Raw genomic sequence first — 15,511 nt, forward strand, 5'->3', positions numbered from 1 at the left:
CCGGCCATGGCTGGCACAGGTCTTCAAAAAGCGCCGATGTCATTTGTATCAAGGCGATCTGAGTTGACGTAATAGTGTCATCAATCGGGCGCATATCCTCCTCGATATTGTTGCGTGGATCGATATGCGCCCTTTCTTTTTTAATTTTTTTCATTCCGCTCGCGCCGCCCATTGGTGCCAATCATGAGCGGTATTGCCGGACAATTTCACGGCACGGAACGCATCGGCAGGCTAGAAACGGAGCGTTCGCGCTGGGTTGCCATTGCTGTCTTCTCGGTCCTTGGCGTTACCCTGTTCCGCATCATCTGTCTTGCCTTCGACAGGACAGACCTCTTCGTCGATGAGGCGCAATACTGGCTGTGGAGCCGGGAGATGGCCTTCGGGGCCTATTCCAAGCCGCCACTGATTGGCTGGATCATTCGCTTGACCACCTGGATTATGGGCGGCGAGGGGACTTTCGACGTCCGTTTGGCGGCGCCCATCCTGCATGCCATGACGGCGGGTGCGATGTTCTATCTGGGGCGGATGATCTACGATGCACGGATCGGCGCGCTGGCGGCGATCATCTACATCACGCTGCCGGGCGTCTCGCTTTCCAGCCTTTTGATTTCGACCGATACGCCGATGCTGCTTTTCATCGTCGTCTCGCTGATCCTGTGGCGTAAACTCTCTGCCATAAGGACCGAAGGCGGGCCGCTGGCCTTGATGCTGGCGATCGGTCTTGGCTTTGCTGTTGGCCTTGGATTTCTGTCGAAATACGCCATGGCCTTTCTGTTTCCCTTCGTGCCGCTGGCGGCCTATCTGGACAGGGATTGGCGGGTTCGGTGGTCGCATGCTCTGCTCGCGGGAGCGGTCGCCACGCTCGTCGTCGCGCCCAATCTGTGGTGGAACTACGCGCATGACTTTGCCACTGCTCGTCACACGGTTTCGATTGCCCACTGGAATGCTGCCGGCCTGAACTTCGGCTCGGCCCTGGGTTTCTTTGGCGCGCAAGCCGGTGTCGTCGGCCCCTTCGTTTTCATCGCCATGCTGATGGCCCTGCGTGACATGAGAACGCCGACAGTGCGGTCTCTGTGCGCACTCAGCATTCCACTTCTCCTTTTGATGACAGCGCAGGCTCTGATCTCACGCGCTCTCGCCAACTGGGCCGTCGGCGCCTATGCAGCAGGCCTACTGCTTGCAACGCCGTGGCTTGCGGCACGGCCGCATTGGCTGCGGGCGTCGCTCATTCTCAACACTGTCGTTGCCATCATCCTGCCGCTGCTGACCATCTTCGGTACGGAGTTGCGTCTTCCCAATGGTGATCTGGCGCTGAAGCGCTATCTCGGACGGTCTGCTCTGGTATCGACAGCGATTGCAGATGCGAGAAGGCTGGACGCTCACGTTCTCGTTGCGTCCGACCGGTCCTTCCTGGCGGAGATGTTCTATCAGTTGAGAGACGACCACCACATTGTGCCACGGGCATGGAACGAGGGTGCTGAGCCTCCCTCCAGTCATTATGCGCTGCTCTATCCGCTGCAGCCGAACGAGACGGTGAACGCGCTTCTCCTATCGCGTGCCGACTCGCTTCCCGCCTGCATGAAGGATGAGCCGCCGCAGGCCGAGTGGGCGGCAACCGCCGGCTTCATGGAACGCGCCACGGTGGGTCTTTGGAAGATCCCAGCCTCCTGCCTTGAGGGGGCGAACCATGGACCATGACATCCTTCATATGCGGCTCACCATCTGGCTGACGATCGCAACGCTTTGCGCCGTCATCGTCTTTGCGGCTTTCCCCTTCCTGGACCTCAGAATTTCCTCCCTGTTCTTCAACGGGCAGGCTGGTGACTGGATGGGCCGCAGCCCGGACTTCATGTTCTGGAGAGATGTGCTGCGTCACGGCGGGGAGGCGTTTGCTGTCGTCACATTCCTCATCTTCCTGGGCAACATCCTGATCGGAACCACGCAACAGACCGGCTGGCGGGTCTGGGCGTTCATCTGGGGCAACACGCTGGCCTGCGCTGGGCTGCTGGTCAATGGTATCCTGAAGACATGGCTTGGCCGCGCCAGGCCTGACGGCGTGATCGAATTCGGCGGGGTCCAGACATTTACGCCGGCGTTTCAGCTGAGCAATCAGTGCTTCAAGAACTGTTCCTTTTCATCCGGCGAGGCGGCGCTGATTGCAAGCGTCGTCCTGCCGGTGTGCGTCTTGCTCTGGCCGCAGCTGTCACGCAGCGGCAAGGTCTTCTGCACCGCGATCGCTGCTGTCCTGATCATCGCAACGGCCGCCATGCGCATGGCTGCGGGACGCCATTTCCTTAGCGACACAACGATGTCGATCCTTTTTGCCGCGCTGACGTCCCTTATCCTCTATCGCCTTCTCAAGATTGGGCAGCATAGGCAAGTCTTCACAGTCCGCCCGGTGGTGACGGACGTGCGCGCCATTTTGAACTACTCCCGAATCTACGCGAGACGGTGGCTGGTTATGCTGGTCAGGAAAGGTGTGAAGACGGTGATCGATCTGCGGGCATGGGTGGCGAAGGCAAAGATGTGGCCCTCGCAGCGACATTCAAACGTGGCAGTCGACTAACGCTGCTTCAATCTTTGTTGGCTTGGCGAAATTCTTGTCCTTTGCCAAGAATCCGAAGGACGATGACACTCTCGTCTTCGACGATGAAAGCGACGCTGGCGTTTCGCTCAACCGCGACCTTCGCGCTTCGCGATGCGGGATCGGACGTTTGCTAAGCCTTCCTCGAGTGTGACCGTGCGTGTCGGATCTGATTTGTGAGCATCGTATGCCTCCACGACTTCATCCCGAAGCCAACGGTCCACTGCCGCGTCTTGCGCGGCGAGCGATCTCAAGCCATCGCGGATCACTTCGCTTTCGCTCGCATACTCACCAGACGCTACCTTGGCTTTGACCATTTCCGCCATGTCCAATGGTAGGGTAATGCTGAGGGACTGTGTTGTGCGCATGGTCATCACCTTCATATCGCCATCGGAGAATACACCAAGATAGGATTGAGTCCTACTCGTTTCCAACGGCGGATGTAGAAGGCGAAGGAGCAGCTAGATCAATCGAAGAGACCCGAAACCGACTGTTCCATCGCCGTGCGGTTGATCGCTTCGCCCAGCAGAGTGGCGGTGGTGATCACGCGGATGTTGTGCGCGGACTGGACGCCGGTGGTCGGCTGGATGCTGTCGGTGATGACGAGTTCGCGCAACTTGGAGGATGCCACGCGGGCGACGGCGCCGCCGGAGAGAACGCCGTGGGTGATGTAGGCGGTGACGCTGGTTGCGCCGTTCTTGAGCAGCGCTTCGGCGGCGTTACAGAGCGTGCCACCGGAATCGACGATGTCGTCGATCAGAATGCAGTCTTTGCCGGAGACGTCACCGATGACGTTCATGACTTCCGATTCGCCTGGGCGATCGCGACGCTTGTCGACGATCGCGAGCAGACAGTCGAGACGCTTGGCAAGCGCGCGGGCGCGAACAACACCGCCGACGTCCGGCGAAACGACCATGACGTTATTGGTGTCGTAGTGTTCCTTGACGTCGCGCGCCAGAATTGGTGCGGCGAAAAGGTTGTCCGTCGGGATGTCGAAGAAGCCCTGGATCTGGCCGGCGTGAAGGTCGAGTGTCAGGACGCGATCGGCGCCGGCTTCGGTAATGAGATTGGCAACGAGCTTTGCCGAGATCGGTGTTCTTGGACCGGCCTTGCGGTCCTGACGGGCGTAGCCGAAATAGGGGAGAACGGCGGTGATGCGCTTTGCCGAGGAACGACGCATCGCGTCGATCATGATCAGCAGTTCCATCAGGTGGTCGTTGGCGGGAAAGGATGTGGACTGGACGAGGAAAACGTCCTCGCCGCGTACATTTTCACCGATTTCTACAAAGATTTCCTGGTCCGCAAACCGTTTTACTGTGGCATTTCCCAGGGGAACATTGAGATACTTGCAGATCGCTTCGGCCAGATGCCGGTTCGAATTGCCTGCGAAAACCTTCATGGGTGCCGCCTGTTTTCCATGCCATCGCTTGAGCCCGGGATTTTTAAAGTCTGTCCGCGGCCACTGCGTCGTTCAACGGGAAGGAATACCCGGCCCAGAAGGGCGCCGGACATGCCGTTTTGCCATGGGCGCCTTAATAGCGCTGTTGCCTGTGAATGCAATAGCCGGAACCGCGTTACCCATGATTTTCGTGAAAACTTTGTGACTCGGCTGTTTTCAATGTCGCTTCAATCGATTGGATCGGCGCAAGCGCCTTCGACCGACTGACCTATCCACGCCCGCTCTGCCGCCATGCCTGGTAATCATCCAGCGTCTTGGCTGCGATCTTCTGCATCACGCCATCGGTGACGGCCGACCATGGGTCGCTTCCGCGCGAGGCCACTGATTCCTGTCCCTGGAGGCGATGAAGCCGCGCCCCGTTGGCATCGAGAATATCCCAGACATAGACGATCGTAACCTTGCTGCCATCTTCGAAAGCGGACAGGTACCCCTTCAGGATGTTGTTGGCCGAGGTATCGGCGGAAGGCAGGATCGTCAGGCCCTTGGCGCGGGCTTCGGCACCCAATTGCCTGGAGAGCGGCGTGACGGCCTGGACCGGCGCGCCGATGATCGGCAGGAAGCGAATGCTGGCGCCACCCGACGGCGCAAGCGCTGCGGTCTGCTGCTGCGGTTGGGACGGTGGCTGCTGAGGCTGGCGGCTGACGGGCTGCCCATACTGAACGCCGCTCGTCATCGCCTGGGCTTGCGCCTGCAGCGTGTTCTGTGGCGCATAGGCCGGCACTTGCGAAGCGACGCCAGAGCCGGAGCGATCAGCGGCTGCCGCCATCTGGTCGAGATCGCCCTGATTGACAGGGGTCGATGGCGTCTGGTTGTGCCCGACATTGACTTGCGGGGTAAGCGCATCGCTGGTGTTGCATGCAGAAAGAGCCATCACGAGGCCCGGAACTGCAAGGAGCGCACCGAGCCTCTTCATGCCTTGTCTCTCTTCATCATTGGCTCCGTCCTCCCCAGGATTGCTGTGATTTAAGGGTGGTTTGGGTTTGGAGTCAAATCAGGCGGTCAGCATATCGAGGCTGTGACGGGACAGCGATTGTGGGGCGCCCTCGGTCGTCACATAGGTCTGACCCAGCGTCATGGCGATGCCGGCATCGCTATCCATGATGATCATATGGACGAAGAGTGTCATGTTCGGCAGGATTTCCTGGGTGTTGCCGGCATAGAACATCTGATGCTCCATCCAGGAGGGAGAGAAGCGCGCGCCAAGCGAGTAGCCGCAGGCGTTGAGGCGATGGCGGGTCAAGCCGCGCTCATCCATGATCTTGGCGTGCACGTCGAACACATCGCCGAAGGTATAGCCGGGGCGAAGGACCTCTTCGATGGCCCGGATGTTTTCTGCACAGGCGTTGTAGAGTTCCTTGTGGCGGAACTCCGGTTCGCCGATGACGACGGTGCGCATCATAGCCGCGTGGTAATGGGCGCTGGCACCTGCCCATTCGAGCGTGATCTGGTCCTTGGCATCGAGCTTGCGGCGGCCGGCCTTGTAGCGGCACAAAAGCGCATCAGGGCCGGAGCCGATGATGAATTCGTTGGCGGGATAATCGCCGCCACCGGAAAAGACCGCGCCCTGCATGGCGGACAGAATGTCGGCTTCATCCGCGCCTGGCTTGATCAGGGCGATGGCCGCATCGAGCGCATCATCGGCAAGCTCTCCGGCGCGTTTGGCATAGGCAATCTCGGCTGGGCTTTTTACCAGGCGAAGCGTGCTGACGAGGTAGGAGGCATCGACGATCTGGCAGAAGCTTGCCAACTGGTTGTCCAGCAGGCGCGCCACCCGGCCGGTCATGCCATGGGTATCGAACTCGATGCCGACGCGGCAACCGAGCAAATCCATTTCGCTCATCAGGTTCTTGAGATCGAGCGTCGGATCGGCATTGAGACGATCCACCCAGATGACGATGTTCTCGATATTCGACGTATGGCGGGCCTGACGCAGATCTGCGGAACGTGTCAAAAGCGACACCGAGCCGTCGGCCTTGACGATCAGCGTCTGAAAGAAGCAATAGCCGAAGGTGTCGTAGCCGGTCAGCCAGTACATGCTCTCCTGGGCAAAGAGCAGCACCGCATCCAGCTTTTCCTCTGCCATCTTCTCGATCAGGCGGGCACGACGGGCCTCGAATTCGGCGGGTTCGAAGTGTAGAGCCATCTTACGTCTCCAAAATTGCTATTGCTGAGATCTGCCGCCCGTAATCCGGTTCGGACAGATGCGTGGTCCTGCGGAAGGAAAAGAAACGCTTGTCATCCGGATAGGTGCAGAGATTGAGATTTTCGGCCTGGATGCCTGCCTTGGCGAGGCGATCCATGGTCAGTTGCTTCAGGTCGAAATAGGCATGGCCCTCGTTCTTCGAAGGGGCGAAGTATTGTTGGTAGGTGGGGTCGAGCCGCTTGAGGTCTTCGACACGCTCCGGTCCCACTTCGTAATTCTCCTGTGCGATGGAGGGGCCGAGTGCGGCAACGATGTTTTCGCGACGTGCGCCAAGCGCGATCATGCTGTCGATGGTATTTTCCAACACGCCATGAACCGCGCCCTTCCACCCCGCATGGGCCGCACCGACGACACCGGCCTGGCTGTCGGCAAAAAGGATCGGCCCGCAATCGGCGCTCAACACGCCAATGATGACGCCGGGCGTCGCCGTCACCATGGCGTCGGCCTGGGGCCTGTCGCCGTCATAGGCTTCATCGATCACGACGACATTGGGGGAGTGGATCTGGTGGACGGTTGCAAGCCGCTCTTCTGGAAGACCGAACCATTTGGCGACGCGGCTGCGATTTTCCAGTACCGACTGGCGCTCGTCTTGCGAGCCGAGACCAACATTCAAACCGCGATAGATGCCCTTCGAAACGCCGCCTGCACGGGTGAAGAAACCATGGCGTATGCCGTTTTCAGATGCCGCCTCAAGCAATGTGCTCTGAACGGGAAGCGGCAGCGTGTCGTCCTGCATGGGGTGTTCAATCCTTTGCGGTGTCGCCGATTTTTCAGTGATGATTCTGAGCGAGTGTTTCCGATGGGCGCATCTCAAAAAGATGCCGTGCGGCAGATGTGCTCTGCTTCGAATTGACCCAATGTTGGCCCAAGCGGACTGCCCGTGTCAATCTCCTCTCAGGCGTCCGTCACGTTTCCACTCGTCAGCGGGTTCAATCCAGCGCGCGAAATGGCAGCAAATGAAGGGCAGGGCTGGATACCGCAAGCACCTTGAAAAGCTCGCCCATCTTGCCGGCACCTTCGCCTGCGAGACGGTTGATGGCTTCGGCAATCGCGAGCGTCTGATCCGGCGTCGCGGTGGCTGCCAAAGCCTGTCCGCGTTCCTTGAGCCCGAGGCCGTAGAGGAAATCGCCCTGGTGCAGGCAGCCGTTGACATGAACGCCATTTGCCGTTGCCGTCTTCACCAGGCTTTCGAAATCCACATGGCTGGTCAGATCGGCCTCGCCTGGATGGGCAAGCACGGGATCATATTCATGCATTCTGAGCGCCTGCATGGTGTCGCCATAGCCGGACACCATGTGGCCGTAGTCGATGATCAGCGCGGTGCCGCTGTTGGCTTGCAGCCTCTCACAGAGTGCGGCCATGACGGCCTCGCGCGCAGGCGAATATTCGAAGATCGTGCCGAGCGCCTGACGCTCCGGCTGTGGAGGAAGAAGGTCCGGATCGATGCCAGCGACGCCTGCGGTGAAGATCAGTTCGTCATCCTCGTCAAGGCTGACGACCCGTTCTCTGAAGCCCTGGGGCGTCTTGACAAACTGGCGGATAGGAATGGCATCGAAGAGCTCGTTGGCGGCAATCAGCAGGAAGCCCGCCGGCACGTCGTCGAAGCTCTCGTGCCAACTGATCTTGCCCTCGTGCGCGGCAAGCGTCTTCTGCTGCGTTTCGGTCAGAAGCGGGCTCGTTTCGATGAGATGCACGCTCATGGCGTCATAGAGGGTGGCGGCGATACGCTGGATGACCCGCAGCATATCCGCCATCATCGTGCCACGGCCAGGGCCGATCTCGACAAGCCGGACATTGGCGGGCAGGCCATGACGCTGCCAGGCATGGACCATGAAGACGCCGAGCATTTCACCGAAAAGCTGGCTGACTTCCGGTGCGGTGACGAAGTCGCCCGTCCGTCCAAAGGGCTGGCGTGTCTTGTAATAGCCGTGCTCGGGATCTGCCAGGCACAGCGAAAAGTAATCGGTGACGCTTAAAGGGCCATTGAGCCGAATAAGAGACTTGATGCGACGGGCAAGGGGCGTTGGCATGTCACTTATCCGTTCTGGCGGGCACGCGCAGCAGAGCGTGCCCGCAGGATTGCCCAGACGCCGAGCGCGAACATGGGCGCGGAGAGAACCATTCCCATGGTCAGCCAGTTCCCTGCCAGATAGCCAATCTGCGCGTCGGGTTCGCGGAAGAACTCCACGAAAATACGCGAAAGCGCATATCCGGCAACGAAGGTGCCCGTCACGGTGCCGGGTGTCTTCAGCGCCTTGAAGGCCCAGATGAGTACGGAGAGAATGATCAGCAGCACGATGCCTTCCAGCCCGGCTTCGTAAAGCTGGCTTGGATGGCGGGCGAAGGGTCCGCCGGTCGGGAAGACGACGGCCCATGGAACATCCGTCAGACGGCCCCACAATTCGCCATTGATGAAGTTGGCAATGCGGCCAAAGAACAGGCCGACGGGTGCGACGGCGGCGATGATGTCGAACATGCTCCAGACGGGAATGGCGTTGCGGCGGGCAAAGAGGATCATCGCGATCGTCGTGCCCAGGAGGCCGCCATGGAAGGACATGCCGCCATTCCAGATTTCGAAGGCGCGGACGGGGTTCGCCATGACCGCAGGCAGATCATAAAAAAGCACGTAGCCGATACGCCCGCCCAGCACGATGCCGGCTGCCGCCCAGATGATGAAGTCATCCAAATGGACCGGTGTCACGGGCGATTTGTCGGCCGGCCACAGCCGGTCCGTCATGCTCAGTTTACGTGCGTAATACCAGCCAAGAAGAATGCCGACGACATAAGCGATGCCGTACCAATGAATCGAGATCGGGCCGATGGAAAAGGCGATCGGATCGATATTTGGAAACGGCATGATCGAAAGCGAGGCAAGCGGTGAAAACAAGTCGCGTATTCCATTCTCTTGTTGTTGTCGAAAACACCGGGTTTTCGCACGGCAGGCAGTATTGGCGCGATCTTTCCCGCCGGGCGAAAATGGCGGGTGAAAAGGGAGCGGTCAAGGCGATTCTTTGGCGCTTTCACGACTGTCACAAGTAAGGTTACTGCCCGTCATAATCCCGTTTTTGCTTGCAACGCGCCGAGGGAGTGCCTACCTGAAATGCATGAGCCGGATAGAGCAATATGTTTCTCCGGATGAAGACAAGGACACCGCGCCATGAGCACAACCGGAACGAACCGCATTTTCGATGAATTCGCGAAGCTGATGACTGATGCCGCAGGGGCGGCGCAGGGCGTACGCAAGGAAGTGGAACAGGCGTTTCATGCGCAGGCCGATCGTTGGCTGAACAGCCTCGACGTGGTGAAGCGCGAGGAGTTCGATGCCGTGCGCGAAATGGCGATCAAGGCGCGCGATGAGAATGACGCTCTGCGTGCCAGGATCGAAGCGCTTGAGGCAAAGCTTTCCGGAAACGCTTCCTAAGCCAAATCCGATCTTCGATTTCGGACTTCTGTCAGACAGGCCGTGCCCTCAAAAAGGGCGCGGCCTTTTCAATTCGCGTGCTACCAACCGCCAACCTACGCGAGTGCGGATTCGTATCCAAAGAGCAAGCGTTTTCATCAGCATTTTTTTTCACTCTGTGGACACATCCAAAAAGCGCAATCGGCAGAGTCGGTTATGACTCCCAACTGATCCGACGCGCCAAGAGATATCCACGGTTCTCCCCGGAAAATGGGACGACGGGGGGTGGCGCTCGGACTCGCTCGTTATAGACTGATTTTAAATGATGATTCGAAACGAACTCGGTAAGCTCCAGACAGGTTCACTGCGTTAATCTGGCGGCGTCGGGCAATCGTCCTAAATTGATGTACCGGCATTTGTATGTGCGTTTTTGTGCTTTCGTGTGCGAAACAGAACATTCATCTCCGGCTGAAAAGGTGCCGTATGAGCCTAATAGAATTCGAAGTTGAACGTCTCTCCAACCCGGTCGATATGATCGAGTTCGTGGCGGCCGCCAACGATTGGTCTTTCGAGCGCTCGGGCGAGGACGAAATTGCCATGACGGTGGAAGGCCGATGGGCCGACTATCATATTTCGTTTTCCTGGATGGAACAGTTCGAAGCGCTGCATCTCGCCTGCGCCTTCGATATCCGGGTGCCCGACCATCGCGTCAATGAAGTGATCCGGCTTCTCTCGCATGTCAACGGCCAAACGCTGATGGGGCATTTCGACCTGTGGCGCCAGGAGGATGTCATCATCTTCCGCCAGTCGTTGCTTCTAGCGGGCGGGGCCGAGCCGACGAACCAGCAGGTCGAGGTTCTGCTGTCCAGTGCGCTTGAAGCCTGCGAGCAATATTACCAGGCGTTCCAGTTCGTCGTCTGGTCGGGAATGGATGCCAAGGCTGCGATGGATGCAGCCCTGTTCGAGACAGTGGGCGAGGCCTGATACGCGTGCTGTCCTTCGGTTCTAACCCTATCGTTCTCGTCGGCGCCGGCAACATGGGCGGCGCCATGCTTTCTGGCTGGCTGAAGAAGGGCGTTTCCGGCTCTTCGGTGATCGTCATAGATCCGCGCCCTTCCGACGCCATGTCCTCGACACTGAGCCAGGCTGGCGCTCGCCACTGCGAGAGCGCACCGGATGGCGTGACGGCCAGCATTCTGTTTCTGGCGGTCAAGCCGCAATTGATGGATGCGGTATTGCCGGGCTTGAAAGGTCTGGTCGGTGAAGAGACAGTCATCGTTTCGATCGCCGCGGGCAAGACGCTGTCGTCTATCGAGAGCCATCTCGGTGAGGCGGCGACCGTGCGTGCCATGCCCAACACACCCGCCATGGTGGGGCGCGGCGTGACCGGTGCCTATGCCAATGAGCGCGTTTCGTCCGACCAGCGTCAGCTTGTGGAAGAGCTTCTGAAAGTCAGCGGCCCGGTGGAATGGGTTGCGGCCGAAGGTGATATCGATGCCGTCACTGCCGTTTCCGGTAGTGGCCCCGCTTATGTTTTCTATCTCGTGGAATGCATGGCAGAGGCAGGTCGCAAAGCCGGCCTGCAGGCGGACCTTGCCATGCGTCTCGCGCGAGAAACCGTCGCGGGGGCTGGTGAGCTTCTTTACCAGTCCTCCGACGATGCTTCCAGGCTGCGCCAGAACGTGACGTCTCCCGGCGGCACGACGGCAGCCGCGCTTTCGGTGCTGATGGCCGAAGACGGCATGCAGCCCTTGTTCGACAAGGCGATTGCCGCAGCCAAGACGCGGGCAGAAGAACTGGCGAACTAAAGCATGTCGCGCAAGAGTGGTCACCGGTTTTGCGATAACGACATGCGACAAAACAAGGACTTAAAGCGTAAGGAGTGAATCTGAAAGATCGCGACACGCTTTAAAAGAGGGACGCGGATGAGCGCTGAGATCACCTATGCGGATTTCGAAAAGGTCGATATCCGTGTCGGCACCATTGTCGAAACGGAAGCCTTTCCCGAAGCGCGCAAACCGGCCTTCAAGCTGAAGATCGATTTCGGTGCCGAGATCGGGATCAAGAAGTCGTCCGCCCAGATCACCGTTCACTACACGCTGGACAATCTGATCGGTCGACAGGTGCTTGCCGTCGTCAATTTCCCGCCGCGACAGATCGGGCCGTTTCGTTCGGAAGTTCTCACGCTCGGTTTTGCCGATGCCAATGGCGATATCGTGCTCGCTGCCGTCGAGCGCGATGTGCCGAACGGTGAGAAGATGTGCTGAGCGCGCATCGCCGCTAAGATCATTCCGACCCGGTCAGGCTGGAATTTTCACGATCACCCGTAGCCCACCCAGCGGGCTATCGTCCAGCGTCACATCGCCGCCATGGCTTCTGGCGATATCTCTCACGATCGAAAGACCAAGCCCGGTGCCGGATGCATTGAGGTTGCGCGCTTCATCCAGCCGGAAGAAGGGCTTGAAAACATCCTCTCGAGATTCTGGCGGAATACCGGGGCCGTCATCATCGAAAACCAGGCTGACAGATCGGGGTGCGCGCCGCAGCTCAATGGACAGTGTGTTGGCATAACGCTGGGCATTGGCGGACAGATTGCCGATCAGCCGCGAAAAGGCGTTGGGACGAACGGAAAGATGTGAGACGCCGTTGAGCTGGAATGTCATCGTCTTGCCGACCATGTGGAAATCACTCTGCAGTTTCTGCAGCAATGGCTCCACTTCCAGTGTGCCGACATCCTCTTCCGCATCATCGCGGGCGAAGGCGAGATAGGCTTCCAGCATCGACTGCATGTCATCGACGTCCTTGTCGAGGCCTTCCAGATCCGGATTGTCGCTCGCAAGTGCGAGTTGAAGCTTGAAGCGGGTGAGGATGGTGCGCAGATCGTGGCTCACACCGTTCAGCATTGCGGTGCGCTGCTCCATCTGTCGCTCGATGCGTTCTCGCATGAGAATGAAGGCGAGGCCCGCGCGCCTGACCTCATCGGCCCCCTTGGGCGAATAGGCGGTGATCTTCTGGCCGCGTCCGAAGCTTTCAGCGGCTTTGGCCAGTGCCAGGATCGGTCGGATCTGGCCGCGCAGGAAGAGGATGGAAATGCCCAGCAGAACGAGCGATGCGCCGACCATCCACACAAGGAAAATATGGGTGTTGGACGCATAGGTCTGGTTGCGGCGCGTGAAGATGCGCAGCGTCTTATCGTTCAACTGGATGCGGATTTCGACCAGCGATCCATTGCCATAGGTATCGATCCAGAAGGGCCTGCCGATCTGGGCTTTGATCTGATCGGCCAGGATGGAATCGAGGATGGAAAAGAAGGGTTGCGGCCGAGCAGGCGGCAGTTCCGTCTTCGGCTCGATATAGACGCTGAGATCCAGCTTCTCGCGAGCAATATTGATGACCCGCTGATAGTCGTCCTTTTCAGGATCCGTTTCGATGAGTTCGATGATGGCGGCAATATCGCGCGTGACGGCAGCAGAGAGACGCTCCGTCACCAACTGCCAGTGTCTTTCCATGAAGACGGCCGCAACGACCGCCTGCAACAGAACCATGGGCAGAATGATGATCAGCAGCGAGCGGGTATAAAGCCCGGTGGGCAGCCAGTGCCGCAACCAACGCACGAAGAAGCGCCACCCTCGTGCCGGGGCGCTGTTTCGGGCGAAACTCATGAAATCGAGGCTTGCCATAGATCACCTGTCCATCCGGCTCTTTTCCGGACGCGCCAGTAGGGTGTGGTTCAATCCACGCTCAGACGGTAGCCGATGCCGCGCACCGTCTGCAAATAGACCGGATTGGCCGGATCGTCCTCGATCTTGCGCCGAAGGCGATTGATCTGCACGTCGATGGTGCGCTCCCCGACATCCGCGTCCGCATCCACCAGTTCATGTCTCGGAATGGTATCGCCGGCGCGCAACGCAAAGAGCATCATGATATCCAGTTCGCGGTCGGTGAGCCGGATCATCTCTGCGCCGCGTCGAAGCTCCTTCTTGTGGAGGGAGAAGTTGAACGGCCCAAAGATGATCTGGTCGATTTTTGGCGTGTCCGGCGAGGTGTTGCGTCGCAGGATATTGTTGATGCGCAGCACGAGTTCGCGCGGATCGAAAGGCTTGGCGAGATAGTCGTCGGCGCCCGCCTCAAGTCCGGCAATCCGCGAATCCGCTTCCGAGCGAGCAGTCAGAAGAATGACCGGCACGGTCTTGTTTTCGTTGAGGGATTTTGTCAACGACAGGCCGTTTTCACCCGGCATCATCACGTCGAGGATGAGAAGATCGAACTGGATGCCCTGCATCTTGCGGCGTGCTTCGGCGGCGTCTGCCGCAGCGGTTATGCGGTAGCCCTTATCGCTCAAGAAGCGCTGCAGAAGATCGCGGATACGCGCATCGTCATCAACGATGAGAAGATGGGGGGCGTCGTCATCCGCTGGCTGTTTTGGTGTGGCTGTGGCCATCGTCATTCTGCTCCCGTCTTTTCGGCGTCGCGCATTCTGGCGAGAAATTCAAGAACGCAGGTCCTTGCCTCCGTCGACATGCCCTCCAAGGCCCGAGCGATGCGGCGCGACTGCGGATCGCTCAAGGCAAGCGCCAGTTCGCGACCTGTCAACGTTGGGTAGAGCCTGCGCTGGCGACGGTCTTCGGGTCCCGCCATCTGGCGGATATAACCGTCGTCGATGAGCTGCTTCAGCACCCGTGCAAGGCTCTGCTTGGTGATCTGCAGCGTGTCGAGAAGATCGGCGACCGTCATTCCGGGGTTGCGGCAGACGAAATAGACCACACGGTGGTGGGCGCGCCCATAGCCAAGCTTCTCCAGAATGGCGTCCGGATCGGAGACGAAGTCCCGGTAGGCGAAGAAGAAGGCCTCAATCGTGTCGAAGTCGATCTTTGCGTCATCGACATGGGGCAGGGCCGGAGCCTGTTTGACGGCAGCCTTTTTCAGCGATTGGGCAGGCACTGTTCTTCCTTCACATTACCGAATGTGGACCATCATTATCATGAGATTGGCCCAAATGGTGTCCGACCCGGGCGTCTCTCGATCATTTTCTGTTGCGTTCGATAATATGCCGCAGGTTGAACATCAATGCCGAAGCTCGGCCAAGGCATAGGCAATTGCATGCAAGCAAAAGAGCGCGGGCATGCCGCGCTCTTCGCTACTCATATACGGTGGTACTCTACGCGACTTTACTCGTACACATACACCACGCGGCGCGTGCTTGGTTCAACCAGAACGCGGCGATCGTTGACGCGGACGTAGCTGTACTCGTAGTCAGGAATGGCGACGAGTTCCGCGTTGGCAGGAACGGTCGTGCCGATGGCGACATCGCCCTCAACGCGCACGACGTTGCCCGGATGCTGATCGATATAGGTGATGACCTGCTCCGGCGGGTTTACCTCACCGACGCGACCGAGGTTCGGATCGCCTGGGTTCGGCTCTTCCTGCTGAACGCTGGCCGTCTTCTCGTAGGTCACGACCGGAACTTCGATGTCGGCGCGACGCTCGTGCAGAATGACCGGCGAGCCTTCATACATGACGTTCAGGTAATCGGCATTGGCCCAGCCGCGAACGCCGTTGACTTCAATACGGCACCAGGCGCTGCCTTCGAGGCATCCGTCAAGAACCGCATTGCTGCCGCGCGTAGCAAGACCCACTTCCGGGTAATCTTCGCCCGGGCCAGATCGCACGGAAATGTCAGATGCCGTGGTCGCAACCATGGCCGCATTCGCATAACCGGCGATCAAAGCGAAAGCGCCGCCAGCAATCATCAGTTTCAGCTTCTTGTCCATCTGTCTCTCTCCTTTGAAGACTGGGGCAAGAACGCAGCTTTTGCTTTTCCGTTCCCGGAATCGTGAACACTATGTTTGAAAAAGCACTATACAG

At 59.0% G+C, this 15,511-nt stretch carries 17 protein-coding genes; 6 read left to right on the top strand and 11 right to left on the bottom strand.

Translation table 11 applies throughout. The features are described 5' to 3' along the window. Positions 1–183 precede the first annotated feature (183 nt). Both AC07U5_RS05245 and AC07U5_RS05250 read left to right on the top strand, forming a co-directional pair. Entirely contained in the window at positions 184–1,698 is a 1,515-nt protein-coding gene (locus AC07U5_RS05245) for an ArnT family glycosyltransferase (RefSeq protein ID WP_494722473.1), read from the top strand. Further along, the gene (locus tag AC07U5_RS05250) at positions 1,688–2,566 is read left to right on the top strand and encodes a phosphatase PAP2 family protein (protein WP_494722474.1); all 879 of its coding nucleotides are present in this window, start codon (positions 1,688–1,690) and stop codon (positions 2,564–2,566) included. The genes AC07U5_RS05245 and AC07U5_RS05250 overlap by 11 nt, the downstream gene beginning before the upstream one ends. A gap of 107 nt (positions 2,567–2,673) precedes the next feature. Here the strand turns inward: AC07U5_RS05250 and AC07U5_RS05255 are convergent, their stop codons facing one another. From AC07U5_RS05255 to lgt, 7 genes are all read right to left on the bottom strand, one after another. Then, positions 2,674–2,952, bottom strand: coding sequence for a type II toxin-antitoxin system ParD family antitoxin (locus tag AC07U5_RS05255; protein WP_494723258.1), 279 nt, complete (start codon positions 2,950–2,952; stop codon positions 2,674–2,676). A 98-nt stretch (positions 2,953–3,050) separates the two neighbouring features. Next, the gene (locus tag AC07U5_RS05260) at positions 3,051–3,983 is read right to left on the bottom strand and encodes a ribose-phosphate pyrophosphokinase (protein WP_062426401.1); all 933 of its coding nucleotides are present in this window, start codon (positions 3,981–3,983) and stop codon (positions 3,051–3,053) included. Between the two features lie 268 nt (positions 3,984–4,251). Beyond that, positions 4,252–4,956, bottom strand: coding sequence for a hypothetical protein (locus tag AC07U5_RS05265; RefSeq protein WP_062598676.1), 705 nt, complete (start codon positions 4,954–4,956; stop codon positions 4,252–4,254). 78 nt (positions 4,957–5,034) lie between these two features. Beyond that, positions 5,035–6,186, bottom strand: a complete 1,152-nt coding sequence (locus tag AC07U5_RS05270) for a M24 family metallopeptidase (protein WP_494722475.1) — start codon at positions 6,184–6,186, stop codon at positions 5,035–5,037. A gap of 1 nt (position 6,187) precedes the next feature. Then, a complete protein-coding gene (gene pgeF / locus AC07U5_RS05275; protein WP_494722476.1) occupies positions 6,188–6,982 on the bottom strand; it encodes a peptidoglycan editing factor PgeF in 795 nt (264 codons plus the stop codon). Positions 6,983–7,175: 193 nt separating this feature from the next. After that, positions 7,176–8,276: a class I SAM-dependent methyltransferase gene (locus AC07U5_RS05280; RefSeq protein WP_494722477.1), complete on the bottom strand. Its 1,101-nt coding sequence runs from the start codon at positions 8,274–8,276 to the stop codon at positions 7,176–7,178. A 5-nt stretch (positions 8,277–8,281) separates the two neighbouring features. Further along, positions 8,282–9,103, bottom strand: coding sequence for a prolipoprotein diacylglyceryl transferase (lgt, locus tag AC07U5_RS05285; RefSeq protein WP_494723259.1), 822 nt, complete (start codon positions 9,101–9,103; stop codon positions 8,282–8,284). 300 nt (positions 9,104–9,403) lie between these two features. On the opposite strand from lgt, the gene AC07U5_RS05290 reads away from it, so the two are divergent. From AC07U5_RS05290 to AC07U5_RS05305, 4 genes are all read left to right on the top strand, one after another. Further along, complete coding sequence (locus AC07U5_RS05290; RefSeq protein WP_062426406.1) at positions 9,404–9,667, top strand: accessory factor UbiK family protein; 264 nt, start codon at positions 9,404–9,406, stop codon at positions 9,665–9,667. A gap of 462 nt (positions 9,668–10,129) precedes the next feature. Next, a complete protein-coding gene (locus tag AC07U5_RS05295; RefSeq protein ID WP_062440311.1) occupies positions 10,130–10,630 on the top strand; it encodes a type III secretion system chaperone family protein in 501 nt (166 codons plus the stop codon). Positions 10,631–10,638: 8 nt separating this feature from the next. Next, on the top strand, positions 10,639–11,454 hold the full coding sequence (gene proC, locus AC07U5_RS05300) for a pyrroline-5-carboxylate reductase (protein ID WP_494723260.1): 816 nt from the start codon (positions 10,639–10,641) through the stop codon (positions 11,452–11,454). A gap of 117 nt (positions 11,455–11,571) precedes the next feature. Continuing rightward, positions 11,572–11,913, top strand: a complete 342-nt coding sequence (locus AC07U5_RS05305) for a tRNA-binding protein (protein WP_494722478.1) — start codon at positions 11,572–11,574, stop codon at positions 11,911–11,913. Positions 11,914–11,946: 33 nt separating this feature from the next. Here the strand turns inward: AC07U5_RS05305 and AC07U5_RS05310 are convergent, their stop codons facing one another. From AC07U5_RS05310 to AC07U5_RS05325, 4 genes are all read right to left on the bottom strand, one after another. Further along, positions 11,947–13,326, bottom strand: a complete 1,380-nt coding sequence (locus AC07U5_RS05310; RefSeq protein WP_062440317.1) for an ATP-binding protein — start codon at positions 13,324–13,326, stop codon at positions 11,947–11,949. A gap of 50 nt (positions 13,327–13,376) precedes the next feature. Continuing rightward, positions 13,377–14,087, bottom strand: a complete 711-nt coding sequence (locus tag AC07U5_RS05315; RefSeq protein WP_062426411.1) for a response regulator — start codon at positions 14,085–14,087, stop codon at positions 13,377–13,379. A 2-nt stretch (positions 14,088–14,089) separates the two neighbouring features. After that, positions 14,090–14,587, bottom strand: coding sequence for a MarR family winged helix-turn-helix transcriptional regulator (locus tag AC07U5_RS05320; protein ID WP_062426412.1), 498 nt, complete (start codon positions 14,585–14,587; stop codon positions 14,090–14,092). Between the two features lie 227 nt (positions 14,588–14,814). Next, entirely contained in the window at positions 14,815–15,417 is a 603-nt protein-coding gene (locus tag AC07U5_RS05325; protein WP_111846842.1) for a DUF1236 domain-containing protein, read from the bottom strand. Positions 15,418–15,511 lie beyond the last annotated feature (94 nt).

The organism is Agrobacterium sp. GW821-FHT02D03, from assembly GCF_059421725.1.